The organism is Bradyrhizobium sp. CCBAU 11357 (genome assembly GCF_028128865.1).
Taxonomy (GTDB): domain Bacteria; phylum Pseudomonadota; class Alphaproteobacteria; order Rhizobiales; family Xanthobacteraceae; genus Bradyrhizobium.
The window spans coordinates 1-16,349 of the sequence record NZ_LBJW01000096.1; the positions used below are offsets into that span (position 1 = coordinate 1).

Consider the following 16,349-nt stretch of genomic DNA (forward strand, 5'->3'; position numbering starts at 1 on the left):
AATGGGTGTGTGACAACCTCATTCTGGCACAACTGATGCCGTAGGGGGCCGTCCACCCCATCAGATAAGCCAAACACTCCGCTGTTGGATGGGCCCCGGCTCTGCAGCGCACCGCCGAAGAGACGCTGCGCTGCGTCCGGGGCACGAGATCGCAGCGTTAGCACACACCTGTGACCAAGCCGTCATTGCGAGCGCAGCGAAGCAATCCAGACTATCTTCGCGGAAAGACTCTGGATTGCTTCGCTGCGCTCGCAATGACGACGGAGAGAGCCAGCCCTATCCCGCCGCGCTTGCGACCTTCGTCTGCTGTGCAGGCACCTCCGTCGTCGCGATCAATCGTTTCAGCTCGGGGATGCAGGAGCCGCAATTGGTGCCGGCCTTGAGCTTGGCGCCGATCTCGGCGGCGGTGCGCGCGCCGCTCGCGATGCTGTCGCAGATGGTGCCGCGGCCGACGCCGAAGCAGGCGCAGACGATGGGACCGGTCGAGGCCGCGCCCTCGCCGGACTTGCCCGACAGCAGCATGCGGCGCTGCTCGTCGGTGACCTGATCGGCCACGAACAGGCTCTTCACCACCTCCCAGTCGCCGGCATCGTGGGCGGGACCGACGAACAGGCAGGTCTCGATGCGGTCGCCTGCGAACGAAGCCGCGCGAAAAACCCCGCCGCCGAAATCGCGATATTCGGCAACGTCCTCGCCGGCGACGCTCTCGAGCCAGGCGGGCCAGCGGGCGAGATCGGCATTGTCGGCGAAAAGATAGCCGAAGCCGCCGCTGACGGTGACGCGCGTCCACAACAGGTTTTGCGGCAGATCGAGCTGCTTGCGCGACAATGCGAAACCGCGGAAGACGAATTCGTAAGGCGCGATCGCGGCCGGCGTCGCCTTGGCTTCCGGCTGTCCCGAGAACGGATCGGTGAACGGTGCTACCATCGCCCCGACGCGGCCGTGCGAGGCGTTCATCGCGCTCCAGTGGATCGGCACGAACAGGGTGCCGCGCTGCTGCCGCTCACTGACGACGACCTTCAGGATGCACTGGCCGTAATCGGTGGTGATGCGGGCATAGCCGTCATGCGCGATGCCGTACTTGCCGGCGTCGTCGGGATGGATCTCGACGAACGGCTCGGGCAGATGCGCGCCCAGCCGCTGGCTCAGCCCGGTGCGCGTCATGGTGTGCCACTGGTCGCGGATGCGTCCGGTGTTGAGCCTCAGGGGACGCGACGGGCCGGTCTCGCCGCGCAGCACCGGCACCTCCGGCGCAATGAAGCGGCCCTTGCCGTCATTGGTGAAGAAGCCGCCTTGCGCGAAGAAGCGCTCGCCGGGCATCCCGCCTTCGCGCACCGGCCACTGCACCGGCTTCAGCGCATCGAACCCTTCGTCCGACAGCGAGGTCAGCGCGCCGATGTCGAAATCGCGGCTGCCATTGTTCTCGAAGGCCGAGAGCGCGGCGTGCTCGCGGAAGATGTCGGCGGCCGATTTGTAATTGAAACTGTCGCCGAAGCCGAGGCGCTTTGCGGTCTCGCTCAGGATCCACCAATCGGGACGCGCCTCGCCCGGCGCCGGCAGGAACGCGCGCTGGCGCGAGATGCGCCGCTCGGAATTGGTCACCGTGCCCGACTTCTCGCCCCAGGCCAGCGCCGGCAGCAGCACGTGCGGGCCGGCCTCGACCGTGTCGTTGGAGAGCACGTTCTCGGAGACGACGAACAGCTCGAGCTTCTTCAGGGCATCGCGCACCATGTCGGCATCGGGCAACGATACCGCGGGGTTGGTGCCCATCACCCAGAGCGCCTTGACCTCGCCGCGGTTGATGGCCTCGAACAGCTGCACCGCCTTCAGGCCTTCATGGGTCGCGATGCGCGGCGCCTTCCAGAACCGTCTGACGCGGTCGATGTCGGGCGGCGTGAAGCCCATATGTGCGGCGAGCATGTTGGCGAGGCCGCCGACCTCGCGGCCGCCCATCGCGTTGGGCTGGCCGGTGAGCGAGAACGGCGAGGCGCCCGGCTTGCCGATGCGCCCCGTGGCGAGATGGCAATTCAGGATGGCGTTGACCTTGTCGGTGCCCTGCGCCGACTGGTTGACGCCTTGCGAATAGAGCGTGACGACCTTCTCGGTGTCGCGGAACATCTTGAAGAAGGCGGCGACGTCCGGCTCGGAGAGCCCCGTGGCCAGCGCGGTCGCGGTGACGCTGCCGGCGATGTGGCGCGCGCGCGACAGCGCATCGTCGAAGCCAGACGTGTTCTGCGCGATATAGTCCTGGTCCAGCACGCCATTGTCGGCGAGATGCACGAACAGGCCGGAGAACAGCGCGGTGTCGGTGCCGGGCCTGAGGCCGAGGAACAGATCGACGTCGGTGGCGGTGTCGGTGCGGCGCGGATCGATCACGATCATGCGGGCGCCGCGCTGCTGCCTGTTCTTCAGCATGCGCTGGAACAGCACCGGATGGCACCAGGCCGCGTTCGAGCCGACGAAGACGAGCAGATCGGCCTGGTCGAGATCCTCGTAGCAGCCCGGCACGGTGTCGGCGCCGAAGGCACGGCGATGGCCCGCGACCGAGGACGACATGCAGAGCCGCGAATTGGTGTCGACGTTGGCGGTGCCGACAAACCCCTTCATCAGCTTGTTGGCGACGTAATAGTCCTCCGTCAGCAGCTGGCCGGAGAGATAGAACGCGACCGCGTCGGCGCCGTCGCGCGCCACGATGTGCTGCATGCGATGGGCGACATGGTCGAGCGCATCGCTCCAGGCGACGCGCTCGAGCACGCCCTTGCAGCGGATCATGGGATAGAGCAGCCGCCCTTCCAGCCCGACGGTCTCGCCGAGCGCGGAGCCCTTCGAGCACAGCCGGCCGAAATTGGCGGGATGATCGGGGTCGCCCGCGATCGCCGCGCCACCCCTCCCGTCGGGCGTTGCCAGCACGCCGCAACCGACGCCGCAATAAGGACATGTCGTCTTGGTGGTGCGGAGATTTGGATCGATCGCCGCCATGTCACGCCGCTTTCGAAGGCTGCGCCAGTGCGCGGCCGAACATCATGTCGGTGCGGATCGCCGCGACCTTGTCGCGATTGCGGATCAGTTCGAGATACCAGAGCGCATCGAGCGTATCGCCGATCAGCACCGCGCCGGTGAGCCGGCCGTCGGCGATGACGAGCTTCTTGTAGGTGCCGCGTCTGCGGTCCGACAGCACGAGACTCTCGCTGCCCTCCCCGCCCATGAAGTCGCCGGCGGAGAACACGCTGACGCCGGAGACCTTCAGATTGGTCGAGACCACGCTGCCCTGATAGGCGACGGGCCGGCCGGCCAGATGCCGCGCCAGCACGCGCGCCTGCTCATAGGCCGGCTCGACCAGGCCGTAGCAGGTGCCGCGATGCTCGGCACATTCGCCGAGCGCAAAGGTGTCGGACGAGGAGGTCTGCATCACGTCGTTGACGACCACGCCGCGGTTGACCGCAATCCCCGCCTCTTTCGCCAGCGCGACGTTCGGCTTGATGCCGGCGGCGAAGATCACCGCATCGGCCGCGATGCGGCTGCCGTCGGCGAGCTCGACGGCCTGGACATGGCCGTCGCCGTGGATGCAGGCCGTCGCGGCATTGAGCATGACGCGAATGCCCTTGCGCTCGACCAGCGTCTTGAGCAGGTCGGCCGCGGGCCCGTCGAGCTGACGCTCCATCAGCCGGTCCATCAGGTGCAGCAGCGTCACCGGCGCGCCGGCCTTGGCAAGACCGTACGCCGCTTCGAGCCCGAGCAAGCCGCCGCCGACAACGACGACGCGCTTCTTCGCCGCGGCCAGCGTCAGCAGCAGGTCGACGTCGCGGGTGTCGCGAAACGTGTGCACGCCGGCAAGATCGGCGCCCGGCACATTGAGCCGCAGCGGCGTCGATCCCGTGGCGAGCACGAGCTTGGAATATTCCATGCTCTCTTCGCCCGCGATCTTGAGCTCGCGGCGGCCGACATCGATCTCGGTGACGCGATAGCCGTAGCGGACCGTGACGCCGCGGTTTCGCCACCAATCGGCCGGCCGCAGCTCGATCTCGTGCGAGCCGGTCTCGCCGGCCAGCACGGAGGACAGCAGCACGCGATTGTAAGCGAGCCGCGGCTCTTCGCCGATCACGGCGACCGCATAGCGGCCGAGCGCGGTCTTGGCGAGCTCGTCGACCAGACGCGCGGCCGCCATACCGTTACCGACGATGACCAGCGGTTCACTCACAACGCATCTCCTATTCGGCGGCCTGCGCCTGCGCGCCGTAGGCCTCGGAAATCATGTAGCCGGACAGCACGCCGTAGGCGTCGGTCCAGGCTGCAGCGAGCTCGGGCGTCCAGGCCTCGCCAAGGCCCTTCTCGAGGGTCCACAGCAAGGTCGCGCCGACCACGGGGTAGTGCTCGGTCTTGGCGCCATAATCGACGTGACGCTTGGCGAGCGCGGAAGCCGCGGGAAGAATCGACTCCAGGTTCGACAGGCCGCCGACCACGGCGGCGAGCATGCCCATCAGCTTCTTGCGCTGCTCGGTCATGTCCTCGGGAAACATCGCACGCACGGACGGCGCCACCTCGAACAGGCGGTCGTAGAACAGCACCGCGGCGGCTTCCGAAATCGGGGCGACCTTGGCGAAGCTCTGCTGAATGAGGGTAACCTGCTCGGGCGTCATCATGTTCTCCTGTCTGTTTCGGTCTGCCTTCGTCCGCGCCATTGCGGAAAAAGTTCATGGATCAAACGTCATCAGAGAGACTTCTCCCCGCGTACGGGGAGAAGCGACATTCGTGCCAGTTTGTCGTGCTCACACACGCGCCTCGGCGAGGCTTGGGGCGCCTTCACCCTGCGGGCTGCGACGCAGGTAGAACCACCAGGTCAGAGCGAGGCAGGAGCCGTAGAAGCCGAGATAGATCGCGAGCGCGAGCTGCGGCCCGCCGGTCATGGCGATCGACTTGCCGAAGCCGCTCGGGATCAGATAGCCGCCGACGGCGCCGACCGCGCCGATGAAGCCAACGGCCGCGCCACTCTCGATGCTCGCGGTCTTCAGGGCAGCGCTGCGTGCCGCATCGCCCTTGCCGCGCACCTTGAACAGGTTCTCCTCGCGGAAGATCGAGGGGATCATGCGGTAGGTCGAGCCGTTGCCGATGCCCGTCGTCACGAACAGGATCAGAAACATCGAGAGGAAGCCGATGAAATCCTTGTGCCCGACGAAGTAGAGCGCGCCGACCGTGGCGCCCGCCATCAGGATGAAATTCCAGAACGTGATGATGGAGCCGCCGACCCGGTCCGCGAGCCAGCCGCCGAGCGGACGCGACAGCGAGCCGACCAGCGGGCCGAGGAAGGCGATCGAAATCGTCACGGTGGGGAATTGCGTCTTGAGCAGCAGCGGAAACGCCGCCGAATAGCCGATGAAGGACCCGAACGTGCCGATATAGAGATAGGCCATGATCCAGGTGTGCTTGCGCTTGACGATCGCGAGCTGGTTCTTCACCGATGATTTCGCCGTGGTCAGATTGTTCATGAAGAACACTGCGCCGAACACCGCGATGCCGATCGGCAGCACCCACATCAGGCCGGCATTCTGCAGGAAGATGCCGTCAACGGGCGTTGCCTGGAACAGGTTGAAGACGGCGAGCGTCATCAGGATCGGGGTCAGGAGCTGCACGCTGGAGACGCCGATATTGCCGCCGGCCGCGTTGAGGCCGAGCGCCCATCCCTTCATCCGGTCAGGAAAGAAGAAGGAGATGTTGGTCATGCTGGAGGCGAAATTGCCGCCGCCGAGACCCGCGGTCGATGCGACCAGCAGCATGAGCCAGAACGGCGTATCGGGCTGGCTGACGAAGTAGGCAAGCGACAAGGTCGGGATGAACAGAATCGCCGCGCTGAAGATGGTCCAGTTGCGGCCGCCGAACGTCGTCACCGCGAAAGTGTAGGGAAAGCGCATGAAGGCGCCGATCAGGCCCGGCACGGCGACGAGCTGGAACAGCTGGTCGGTGGTGTAGTGGAAGCCGGCCTGCGGCAGCTTGGTGGTGACGATGCTCCAGATCAGCCAGACCGAGAAGCCGATATGTTCGGCCACGATGGACCAGATCAGGTTGCGCCGCGCGATCGACTTGCCGGTATTGTTCCAGAACGCCTCGTCCTCGGGGCGCCAATCTGAAATCCAGCTGGAGTTCAGGGTCGGATTCTTCGTCATTGCGTATCCCTTCCAGGCTCACCGCTGCGTCGTTGCAGGCTCTGCCTCCGGCCACGGAGGCGCGCTCCGAGGCTTCACCCCCGGTGGCGAGTTCACGATGCTGATTGATGATGTTGAGGGACGTCGTCGTTGGCGTCGCGCAAAGACGCTTCAATTTCCGTGCCAGTTGCGCGCACGCAGGAAACACAGGGATTTCAGGGTGTTATTCGTATTGCCCGAATTGTTTGCAGGGCGTTTCCGCACGCTAAATTTGCGATTCGCTCAATCCCTGTGCGACGCACAGGGATTGAGCTTGATGTCGATTAATTAGGCGCGGGCATATCTCGCGTGAACGCGTGATTTACGCGGCCTCGACGAAGCGATGACGCTCGTAGAGGAATTCGAGCACGCGCTGGCGGCACTTCAGATAGGTGGCGTTGGTCGCGAGGTCGAGCCGCTTGCGCGGCCGCGCCAGCGGCACCTCCAGCACCTCGCCGATGCGCGCGCTCGGTCCGTTGGTCATCATCACGATGCGGTCGGACAGGAGCACGGCTTCGTCGACGTCGTGGGTGATCATCAGGATGGTGTTGCCGAGCTTCTGGTGCAGCGCCATCACCGAGTCCTGCAGGTGGGCGCGGGTCAGCGCGTCGAGCGCGCCGAACGGCTCGTCCAGCAGCAGCACCTTCGGCTCCATGGCCAGCGCCCGCGCGATGCCGACGCGCTGCTTCATGCCGCCGGAGATTTCCGAAGGACGCTTGTCCCTGGCATGGGCCATCTGCACGAGGTTGAGATTGTGCATCACCCAGGCGTCGCGCTCGGCACGGGACTTGGTCTTGGCGAAGACCTTGTCGACGCCGAGCCTGACGTTCTCGTAGACGGTCAGCCACGGCAGCAGGCTGTGGTTCTGGAACACCACGGCGCGATCGGGCCCCGGCGAGTTCACCTCGCGGTTCTCCAGCAGCACGCCGCCCGTGGTGGCGCCGGTCAGCCCCGCGATGATGTTGAGCAGGGTCGACTTGCCGCAGCCGGAATGGCCGATGATCGAGACGTATTCGCCCTTCTCGATCGTCAGGTTGATGTCCTTCAACACCTCCGTGGTGGCGGCTCCGCGGGTGAACACCTTGTCGATGTGGTCGAGCTTCAGATAGGCGGTCATGTCCCCTCTCCTCAGTTCTGCGCGGTGCCGCGGGTGACGACCTTGCCGAGGCCCGCGATCAGGCGGTCCAGCACGAAGCCGACGATGCCGACATAGAACAGCGCAAGGACGATCTCGCTGATATGCGAGGAGTTCCAGGCGTCCCAGATGAAGAAGCCGATGCCGACGCCGCCGATCAGCATTTCGGCGGCGACGATCGCAAGCCAGGACAGGCCGATGCCGATGCGCAGGCCCGTGAAGATGTACGGCGCCGCCGCCGGGATCATGATCTTGGAGAAGAACTCGAGCGGGTTGAGCTGCACCACCGCGGCGACGTTGCGATAGTCCTGCGGGATGTTGCGGATGCCGACCGCGGTGTTGATGATGATCGGCCAGATCGAGGTGATGAAGATGACGAAGATCGCGCTAGGCTGGCCGTCGCGGAAGGCCGCGAGCGAGAGCGGCAGCCAGGCCAGCGGCGGAATGGTGCGCAGCACCTGGAACAGCGGATCGAGCCCGCGCATGGCCCAGACCGACTGCCCGACCAGCACGCCGAGCCCGATGCCGGCGATCGCCGAGAGCGAGTAGCCGAAGGCGACGCGCTGGAGGCTGGCGGAGAGATGCCAGAACAGCCCCTTGTCGATGCCGCCATGGTCGAAGAACGGATCGAAGATCAGCTCCTTGGTGTCCTTGAAGACTCTCGACGGCGGCGGCAATGCCGAGCCGGCCCTCCGGCAGACCAGCTCCCACACCAGCGTCAGCAGCGCGATCACGACCAGCGGCGGGATCACGCGCACGGCCGTCTCACGTGCGATGCGAGCGTAAACTTCGGCGCGCGGGGGACGCTTCGGCGTCAGCGCGACGACGGGCGCACTTGTTGCGGCAGGCGTCGCGGTCTCAACCTCGATCTTCGTGGCAGTCATGTTCATCGCTATCTCTCTCCGGCGTGGCAAGGACGATGCGGCCGCCCCTAAAGGCGGCCGCAGGGCTCCATCAGACTTCGACGCGCTTGATCGCCAGCGACTTCAGATAGGCGGCCGGATTTTCCGGATCGAACACCTTGCCGTCGAAGAAGGTCTCCTTGCCGCGCGAGGTGGAGGCCGGAATGTCGGCGGCGGCGACGCCAAGGGTCTTTGCCGCGTCCTTCCAGAGGTCCTCGCGGTTGACCTTGGCGATCAGCGCCTTGCTGTCGAAACCAGCCTCGTATTTGCCCCAGCGGATGTCCTCGGTCATGAACCAGAGATCGTGGCTCTGGAACGGATAGGAGGCATGGTCGCGCCAGTACTTCATGATGTGCGGCGAGTTCTCGACCACCTTGCCGGGGATGCCGTAGTCGAACTTGCCCTTGGCGCGGTCGGCGATGTCCTCGACCGGGCAGTTGATCCACTGGCGCTTCGCCATGATGGTGGCGAGCTCTTCCTTGTTCTCCATCTTGTCGGCCCATTGCTGGGCCTCCATCACGGCCATCAGGATCGCCTTTGCGGCCTTCGGGTTCTTGTCGACCCAGGCCGCGCGCATGCCGAACGACTTTTCGGGATGCTTGCTCCAGATCTCGCCGGTGTTGACGGCGGTATAGCCGATGCCCTGGTGGACGAGCTGACCGGGCCAGGGCTCGCCGACGCAGAAGGCGTCCATGGTGCCGACCTTCATGTTCGCCACCATCTGGGGCGGCGGCACGGTGATGGTCTCGACGTCCTTGTCGGGGTCGATGCCGCCGGCTGCAAGCCAGTAGCGGATCCAGAGGTCATGCGTGCCGCCCGGGAAGGTCATCGCGACCTTGGCCGACTTGCCTTCGGCCTTCTTCTTCTCGAACGCGGCCTTGAGCACCGAGGCATCCGCGCCGACCTTGAGGCCGGCATATTCCTTGGCGACCGAGATGCACTGGGCATCGAGATTGAGCCGCGCCAGGATGTACATCGGCGTCGGCTGGTTGTTCTGCGTCACCTTGCCGGCCGAGATCAGATACGGCATCGGGGTGAGGATATGCGCGCCGTCGATGCCGTTGCCTTCGGAGCCGAGCACGAGGTTGTCGCGCGTGGTGCCCCAGGACGCCTGCTTCTGCACGTCGGTGTCGGGCACGCCGTGCTTGGCGAACAGGCCCTTGTCCTTGGCGACGAACAGCGGGCCGGCATCGGAGAGCGCGATGAAGCCGAGCTTGGCGCCCTTGACCTCGGGGCCTGCGTCCTGCGCGAAGGCGCCGGCGGGGAAATTCAGTTTAGCGGCGGCAAGAAGTGCGGCGGTCGAGCCGGTGGCCTTCAACAATTGCCGGCGGCTGAGGCCGGTCGTTTCCGAGGGCCGGCGGATGCGCTTGGTCATAGGCAGTGTCGTCCTTTGGCGTCGTTGCGGAATGATTTGCGGCTGTGCGCGCGAGCTGCCCGTCCGTCCGGTTGCGCCGTCCTTGGCGCGTGCGAACGCACGACGGGGGGACCCCCGTCTGGTGGCGTCAGCAAATCGGATGAGATGTCTCGCGGGACGGCTTCAATGGCGTCGGGCTGAACGTATTCAAGCTTCATGCCAAGCTTGCCGCCGCAAAAACCTATTATTATTCAATATATTATAACGGCCGCGCCAAACTGCCGCAGGCCGGTTCCGCATGCGAAATTTGCGATTTGCTCATTCCTTGTGCGACGCACAAAGCTTGTGCACCAGCTCAATCAAGAGGCCGCGAGGGCGGCAGAACGAGATCAGGCAGAGCGGGATTGCATTGAAATTGCTCTCTATTTCTGGCGCGCCGTAGCGGCACGCAACTTGCTTCACAATTGCCGTCAACGACGACTGCGGCTTGGCCGCATTGATGCAGCCTGTGGCGGCTGCGTCCCGGAAGCTCACCTGCTTCGCGGTCTCCCGGCTTCAGAGTCCTCGTGACGCGATTCCCAAAGCTTCCAGACTTTCCATAGCCCTCGTGCGCGGCAGGCAGCCCGCACGACCGATGACGTTCAGCCGCGCTCTCGCCAGGGCGCGTGTCGATCTCACTTACGAAGCAAAAGGAACCATTGATGTCGTATCTCGCGCCTTCGGAATTCGTCACCAAGATGGTGGATGCGGGCGAGTCCAAGATCTTCATGTCCACCCGGGATACCATCATCCGCGCCTACATGGCCGGAGCCATCCTGGCCCTCGCGGCTTGGTTCGCCGTCACGATCAACGTCAACACCGGCCAGCCGCTGGTCGGCGCGCTGTTGTTCCCCGTCGGCTTCGTCATGCTCTATCTCCTCGGCTTCGACCTGCTGACCGGCGTGTTCGTGCTCTCGCCGCTCGCGCTGATCGACAAGCGCCCGGGCGTCACGCTCGGTGGCGTGCTGCGCAATTGGGGCCTCGTCTTCGTCGGCAATTTCGCCGGCGCCTTCACCGTGGCCTTCATGATGGCCTTCGTCACGACGTTCGGCTTCACGCAAGCCCCCGACAAGGTCGGCGCGGCCATCGGCAATATCGGCGAAGGCCGAACGCTGGGTTATGCCGCGCACGGCGCGGCCGGCATGGCGACGCTGTTCCTGCGCGGCATGCTCTGCAACTGGATGGTCTCGACCGGCGTCGTCGGCGCCATGATCTCGACCTCTGTCCCCGGCAAGGTCATCGCGATGTGGATGCCCATCCTGGTGTTCTTCTACATGGTGTTCGAGCATTCCGTCGTGAACATGTTCCTGTTCCCGTCGGGCCTGCTGCTCGGCGCGAAGTTCTCGATCATGGACTATCTGATCTGGAACGAGATCCCGACCGTGCTCGGCAACCTCGTCGGCGGCCTCGCCTTCACCGGCATGACCCTCTATGCCACCCACGTCATGACCCTGCCGAAGCGCCAGGCGGAGAAGGCTGCAAAGCCCCGCGTCGCCGCCTGATCACACGCACCTCAACACGAGAGCCTCGCCCGTATAGGGTGAGGCTCTCTTTGCCTTGGTGGCGACGATGACCCGCGGACTCCTGATTTCGGTCGGCCAGCACTCCGACAAGGGCCGCAAGCCCGTCAACCAGGACTTTCACGGCGTCCTCATTCCCGAGGAGCCGCTGCTCAGCCTGAAGGGCATCGCGGCCGTCCTCGCCGACGGCATTTCCTCGAGCACGGTGAGCCAGATCGCCAGCGAGTCGGCGGTCAAGAGCTTCCTGATGGACTATTACTGCACGTCGGAATCCTGGACGGTGAAGACCTCCGCCCGCCGCGTGCTGGAGGCAACCAATTCCTGGCTGCATGCGCAGACGCGCAAGAGCCAATATGCCTATGACCGCGACAAGGGCTATGTCTGCACGCTCAGCGCCATGGTCATCAAGGCGGCGACCGCGCACATCTTCCATGTCGGCGACTGCCGCATCTACCGCCTCGCCGGCAAGGCGCTGGAGCAGCTGACCGACGATCACCGCATCATCGTATCGTCGGAGCAGACCTATCTCGGCCGCGCGCTCGGTATTAATCCCCAGCTCGAGATCGACTACCAGACGGTCGAGATCCAGGTCGGCGACACCTTCCTGCTGGCGACGGACGGTGCCTACGAGTTCGTCGATGCGCGTTTCGTCACGAGTGCCATCAACGAGCACGCAGCCGAGCTCGACGGCGCGGCGAAGGCGATCGTGGAGGAAGCCTATCGGCGCGGCAGCGACGACAACATCACGATCCAGATTCTGCGGATCGACGCGGTGCCGGAAGAAACCGGCGTTTTCGATCGGACCTCGTCGCTGCCACTCCCGCCTCTTTTGGAGCCGCGCGCGATGTTCGACGGCCACCGGATCATCCGCGAGATCCATGGCAGCAGCCGCAGCCACATCTATCTCGCCGTCGATGCGGAGACCGAGGAAACGGTCGCGCTCAAGATTCCGTCGATCGACCTGCGCGACAACCAGGCCTATCTGAAACGTTTCCTGATGGAAGAATGGATCGCGCGGCGGATCGACAGTCCGTACGTGCTCAAGCCGCGATCGCGATCGACGCGGCGCAATTACCTCTACGTCGCGACCGAGTTCGTCGAGGGCCAAACGCTGCGGCAGTGGATGCTCGACAATCCGCGTCCCGATCTGGAGACGGTGCGCAGGATCATCGAGCAGATCGCCAGTGGGCTTCGCGCCTTCCACCGCATGGAGATGCTGCACCAGGACCTTAGGCCCGACAACGTCCTGATCGACAAGACCGGCACCGCCAAAATCATCGACTTCGGATCGGTGAGGGTCGCAGGCGTTGCCGAAGCCGCGCCGAGAGCGGCCGACGCGGAAATTCTCGGCACGGTTCAATATACGGCACCGGAATATTTCCTTGGGCAGGGCGGCTCGCCCCGGTCCGACATGTTCTCGCTGGCCGCCATCTGCTACCAGATGCTGACCGGGCATCTGCCCTACGGCGCCCAGCTTGCGAAAATCCGCGGACGATCGGACGCGTGGAAATTGCGATATCGCCCTGCGATCGACGCCGAGCGCGGCATCCCGGGCTGGATCGACGGCGCGCTCAGGAAAGCGCTGCATCCCGATCCCTACAAGCGCCACGAGGACATGTCCGAGTTCGTCTTCGAGCTCAGAAATCCCAATCCGGCCTATCTGAACACGCGCATCACGCCCCTCCTCGAGCGCAATCCGCTGATGTTCTGGAAACTGACCTCGGCCGCGCTCGCCTGCGCTGTCGTCGTGCTGCTGGCGCTGCTGCACGCGCGCTGAGGCGTGGAGAGATCCGTAAGCTCCTGATTTCGAGAGGAAGTCACTTGGACTGCGGGACGCCTCCGAAGAGGCGATCCCGCAGATTGATGGTCGTTGTGACGATCAGAGCTTGCCTTCCGCGAGCAGTTCGCGGGTCCGCTTCAGCGTCGACAGCAGAGCGGCCTTGTAGCCCTTGTCGCTGTCGAACTGCGCCTGCTCGGCCTGCTCCTCTGGCCCGAACGGTGTCTTGTCGCGCAGGCCGGTGTAGCAATAGAACCGCAATTGCAGCGCTCCCGCTTCATCTTCGAACAGCTCGTTGATGATCGCGCCTTCGCGCGGACCGGCGGCCTGAAAGAAGGTCACCTTGCGCTCAGGCTCAAAGCTGACGATTTCGCGCAGATCGTCGCCTGCGATCGTGGCTTCGCGCACGATGTGTGTCGCGCTCTCCTCCACGACCTCGCAGTGAGTGCAGAGATCGGGCGGAAGGAACAGGCGGGCATCGCGTGCCTTGAGAACCAGGCCGCGCCAGACTTGCGCGCGGCTCAGTGGCGTCTCGCCTTGCGGATTCACCGGAACGGTAGCGGTCGAATAGATCATGATGCAATTCCTTGACGTGATCGGGGAATGCCGCTGCCCTCAGGCGGAGGCCGTGATCTCGGAGACGAAGTCCCGGTAGGAGCGCAAAGGGCGGCCCAGCATCTCGGTCAGACGCTCGACGTCGCCGGCATCGGGTATCATCCCCTCCGTGAGAAAGCGCTCGCTCATCAGGCGCATGTCGAAGGCCATCCAGCTCGGCATGAACTGCCTCAGATTCTTTTCGAAGCCAGCAGTGTCGTCGCCCGGGTAGACGATCGTGCGGCCCAGCACCTCGGACCAGATGGCGGCGGCCTTCGCGCCGGTCAGCTCATCGGGACCGACGAGATTGAGGCGTGCGAGCGGAAGCGGCGTTGCAGCCCGTTCGCGCCGAATGAGCTCGATCGCGGCGATCTCGCCGATGTCGCGTGCGTCGATCATCGCGAGGCCCTTGCTGCCGATCGGCATCGGATAGATGCCATAACCGAGCACGACGTCCTTGATCGTGAGATCGTTGTTCATGAAGTAGGCCGGGCGCAGGATGGTGGCGTTGAAGCCCATCTGCTCGATCATGCGCTCGACACCGAACTTGCCGGCAAAGTGCGGCACGTTGACGTAGCGATCGCTGTGGATCACCGACAGGTAGACGACCCGCTCGACGCCGGCCTCCCGGGCGACGTTGAGCGCAACCAGCGCTTGGGTGAATTCATCCGCGACGACTCCGTTGAGCAGAAACAGGGTCGAGACTCCCGTGAAGGCGCCGCGCAGCGCGTCGACGTCGGGGAGGTCGCCCTGCACGACGGTGACCTCTGCAGGCAGGTTCGCCTTCGCGGGATCGCGGACGAGCGCGCGCAGGTCGGCGCCGCGCTTGACGAGTTGTTCGACGACGTGGCGGCCAACGGTGCCGGTGGCGCCGGTAACGAGGATGGTCATGGGGGTTACTCCGGGTTGGGTTTGAAGACACCCCGAAACTAGTGATCCACAATCGGTCCGATAGACGGTATATTTGGACAGACCGTCTCACTGGTGGAACACATGGATCTCCTCGCCCTCGCCGATTTCAATCTGGTCGCCCGACATGGCGGGTTCGGACGCGCCGCGCGTGCCGCGGGTCGTCCGAAGGCTACCTTGTCCCGCCGGGTCGCGGAGCTCGAAGCGGCGCTCAACCTGCGCCTGTTCGAACGCGGCGCGCGCACCTTGAAACTCACCCAGGAAGGACGCGCACTTTACGAGCGGACCGGGACGTTGCTGACCGAGCTCGACGAGACCGCCGCAGCAATCGCTTCGGGAGGCGACAGGCCGCGCGGCAAGTTGCGCATCAGCGCACCCTTGCTGTTCTCTCAGATCGCCATGGGGAAGCTGGCTGCCGCCTTCGCCCTGAAATATCCGGAGGTCCGCCTGGAAATAACGACGGAAGACCGGGCCGTCGACATGGTCGAGGAAGGTTATGACCTCGTCATTCGAGTCGGTCCCGATCCGGATGAGAGCCTCGTAGGTCGCATCTTCCTGCGCGACCGGCTGGTGGTCGTGGCGAGCCCGCGCCTGAAACGACCAAAGGACAAGCTCGCAGTACCCGCCGTCGTCCGCGGGACGGGTGACCGGAGTGTCGCCTGGAACGTGACGGGGCATGCTGGTCGATTGCGTTTTGCAGTCGATCCAGTGCTCAGCCTGGCATCCCTGATCATGGTCCGTGACGCGGTCAGAGCCGGCGTCGGTGCTGGATGCCTTCCCCTGTCCCTCGTCAGTCCCGATCTATCCGTTGGCACGTTGAGCCATTGGGGTGACATCGACGCCTCTGAGATCCAGCTGTGGGCGCTCTACCCGTCGCGGCGATTGCTGAGCGCACGTGTTTCCGCCTTCCTCGACTTCCTGAAGGAAGCCTTTCCAAAGGGCACGCCCGAGGAGCTTGCCGCCTATGTCGAAAGATAGTCGCTGCGCGCGCCGATTTGCTGACCCTCACGCCGGCTCCGCCGCCTTCGTCCCCAGCGGCTTCGGCGCCGTGCCGCCGCCGGGCTTGAGGTGGAATTCGTAAGTCATCAGATGCCACCGCCCGTTCGCCTTGGTGCCGTCGGGCATTGCGAGGTCATTGCGCGGCTCGACCTTGGCGACGAGATCGTCCTTCACGCCGAACACCACGTCGGAATCGAGATATTCGTCGCCGTCCATGAAGACGTGGGTGATCAGCGGCTCATAGCCCTTGGCATTGACAAGGAAGTGCACGTGGGCCGGGCGCATCGGGTGGCGGCCGGTCTGCACGATCATCTCGCCGACGGGACCATCGGTCGGGATCGGATAGCTGCACGGCAGGATGGTGCGGAAGAAGAAGCGCCCATCGTCATCGGTGATGAAGCGCGCGCGTGCCGAGGCGCCGACCTCGTCATAGTTCGGCTTCTGGGAATCGTAGAAGCCGTCATCATCGGCGTGCCAGACGTCGACGGGAACGTTCGCAAGCGGCTTGCCCTGCAAATCGGTGACGCGGCTCTGCACGAACATCCGCTCGCCGGTCTGGTTGTTGGGCGAGATGTCGGTGCCATGCGCAGTCACCTTGTGCTCGCCGACATAGAACGGACCGAGCACCGTGGTCTGCGTGGCACCGTCGCGATCCCTGTGATTGACCGCATCGACCAGCATGGAGACGCCGAGCACGTCGGACAAGAGGATGAATTCCTGGCGGGTGTCGGTGCATTTCTGCCCCGTCCGGGTCAGGAAATCGATCGCGTGTTCCCATTCCTCGAAGGTGAGACCGGTCTTGCTCACGTAATCGTGCAGCGACTTCACCAATTCCTGCAGCAGGAATTTCGCGCGCGTATCAGGGGTCTGGTCGAAGCTTTTGACGACGGCTTCGGTGAGGTCGGTCTCGTTGAACTGGGTCATGGTGCGTTTGCCCTCGCGTT

The 16,349-nt window shown here is 64.6% G+C and carries 14 protein-coding genes; 3 read left to right on the forward strand and 11 right to left on the reverse strand.

Going from position 1 to position 16,349, the window contains the following annotated elements:
* Nucleotides 1-276: 276 nt before the first annotated feature.
* From XI05_RS14780 to XI05_RS14815, 8 genes are all read right to left on the reverse strand, one after another.
* Nucleotides 277-2,979, reverse strand: coding sequence for a nitrate reductase (locus XI05_RS14780; RefSeq protein ID WP_271502680.1), 2,703 nt, complete (start codon nt 2,977-2,979; stop codon nt 277-279).
* A 1-nt stretch (nt 2,980) separates the two neighbouring features.
* Nucleotides 2,981-4,198 carry an NAD(P)/FAD-dependent oxidoreductase gene (locus XI05_RS14785; RefSeq protein WP_271502683.1) on the reverse strand — a complete coding sequence of 406 codons (1,218 nt, stop codon included), beginning with the start codon at nt 4,196-4,198 and terminating at the stop codon, nt 2,981-2,983.
* A 10-nt stretch (nt 4,199-4,208) separates the two neighbouring features.
* Nucleotides 4,209-4,637 carry a globin family protein gene (locus XI05_RS14790; RefSeq protein WP_271502686.1) on the reverse strand — a complete coding sequence of 143 codons (429 nt, stop codon included), beginning with the start codon at nt 4,635-4,637 and terminating at the stop codon, nt 4,209-4,211.
* A gap of 129 nt (nt 4,638-4,766) precedes the next feature.
* Nucleotides 4,767-6,158, reverse strand: coding sequence for an MFS transporter (locus tag XI05_RS14795; protein WP_271502689.1), 1,392 nt, complete (start codon nt 6,156-6,158; stop codon nt 4,767-4,769).
* Between the two features lie 340 nt (nt 6,159-6,498).
* Nucleotides 6,499-7,293 (reverse strand): ABC transporter ATP-binding protein, encoded by a 795-nt coding sequence (locus XI05_RS14800; protein ID WP_172783961.1) that lies wholly within the window; start codon nt 7,291-7,293, stop codon nt 6,499-6,501.
* An 11-nt stretch (nt 7,294-7,304) separates the two neighbouring features.
* Complete coding sequence (gene ntrB / locus XI05_RS14805; protein WP_271502692.1) at nt 7,305-8,201, reverse strand: nitrate ABC transporter permease; 897 nt, start codon at nt 8,199-8,201, stop codon at nt 7,305-7,307.
* Nucleotides 8,202-8,265: 64 nt separating this feature from the next.
* A complete protein-coding gene (locus tag XI05_RS14810; RefSeq protein WP_212254784.1) occupies nt 8,266-9,588 on the reverse strand; it encodes a CmpA/NrtA family ABC transporter substrate-binding protein in 1,323 nt (440 codons plus the stop codon).
* A gap of 297 nt (nt 9,589-9,885) precedes the next feature.
* The gene (locus XI05_RS14815) at nt 9,886-10,101 is read right to left on the reverse strand and encodes a hypothetical protein (protein ID WP_271502695.1); all 216 of its coding nucleotides are present in this window, start codon (nt 10,099-10,101) and stop codon (nt 9,886-9,888) included.
* A 167-nt stretch (nt 10,102-10,268) separates the two neighbouring features.
* Here XI05_RS14815 and XI05_RS14820 point away from each other — a divergent pair, with 167 nt between their 5' ends.
* Both XI05_RS14820 and XI05_RS14825 read left to right on the forward strand, forming a co-directional pair.
* Nucleotides 10,269-11,108, forward strand: coding sequence for a formate/nitrite transporter family protein (locus XI05_RS14820; protein ID WP_271502698.1), 840 nt, complete (start codon nt 10,269-10,271; stop codon nt 11,106-11,108).
* 67 nt (nt 11,109-11,175) lie between these two features.
* Nucleotides 11,176-12,903 (forward strand): bifunctional protein-serine/threonine kinase/phosphatase, encoded by a 1,728-nt coding sequence (locus XI05_RS14825; RefSeq protein ID WP_271502701.1) that lies wholly within the window; start codon nt 11,176-11,178, stop codon nt 12,901-12,903.
* Nucleotides 12,904-13,005: 102 nt separating this feature from the next.
* Here XI05_RS14825 and XI05_RS14830 read toward each other — a convergent pair whose 3' ends face one another.
* A complete protein-coding gene (locus tag XI05_RS14830; protein WP_271502704.1) occupies nt 13,006-13,479 on the reverse strand; it encodes an SRPBCC family protein in 474 nt (157 codons plus the stop codon).
* 39 nt (nt 13,480-13,518) lie between these two features.
* Complete coding sequence (locus tag XI05_RS14835; RefSeq protein ID WP_271502706.1) at nt 13,519-14,388, reverse strand: SDR family oxidoreductase; 870 nt, start codon at nt 14,386-14,388, stop codon at nt 13,519-13,521.
* A gap of 102 nt (nt 14,389-14,490) precedes the next feature.
* On the opposite strand from XI05_RS14835, the gene XI05_RS14840 reads away from it, so the two are divergent.
* Nucleotides 14,491-15,384 carry a LysR family transcriptional regulator gene (locus tag XI05_RS14840; RefSeq protein ID WP_271502709.1) on the forward strand — a complete coding sequence of 298 codons (894 nt, stop codon included), beginning with the start codon at nt 14,491-14,493 and terminating at the stop codon, nt 15,382-15,384.
* Nucleotides 15,385-15,411: 27 nt separating this feature from the next.
* Here XI05_RS14840 and XI05_RS14845 read toward each other — a convergent pair whose 3' ends face one another.
* Nucleotides 15,412-16,329: a dioxygenase family protein gene (locus XI05_RS14845; protein WP_271502712.1), complete on the reverse strand. Its 918-nt coding sequence runs from the start codon at nt 16,327-16,329 to the stop codon at nt 15,412-15,414.
* Between the last annotated feature and the right edge of the window lie 20 nt (nt 16,330-16,349).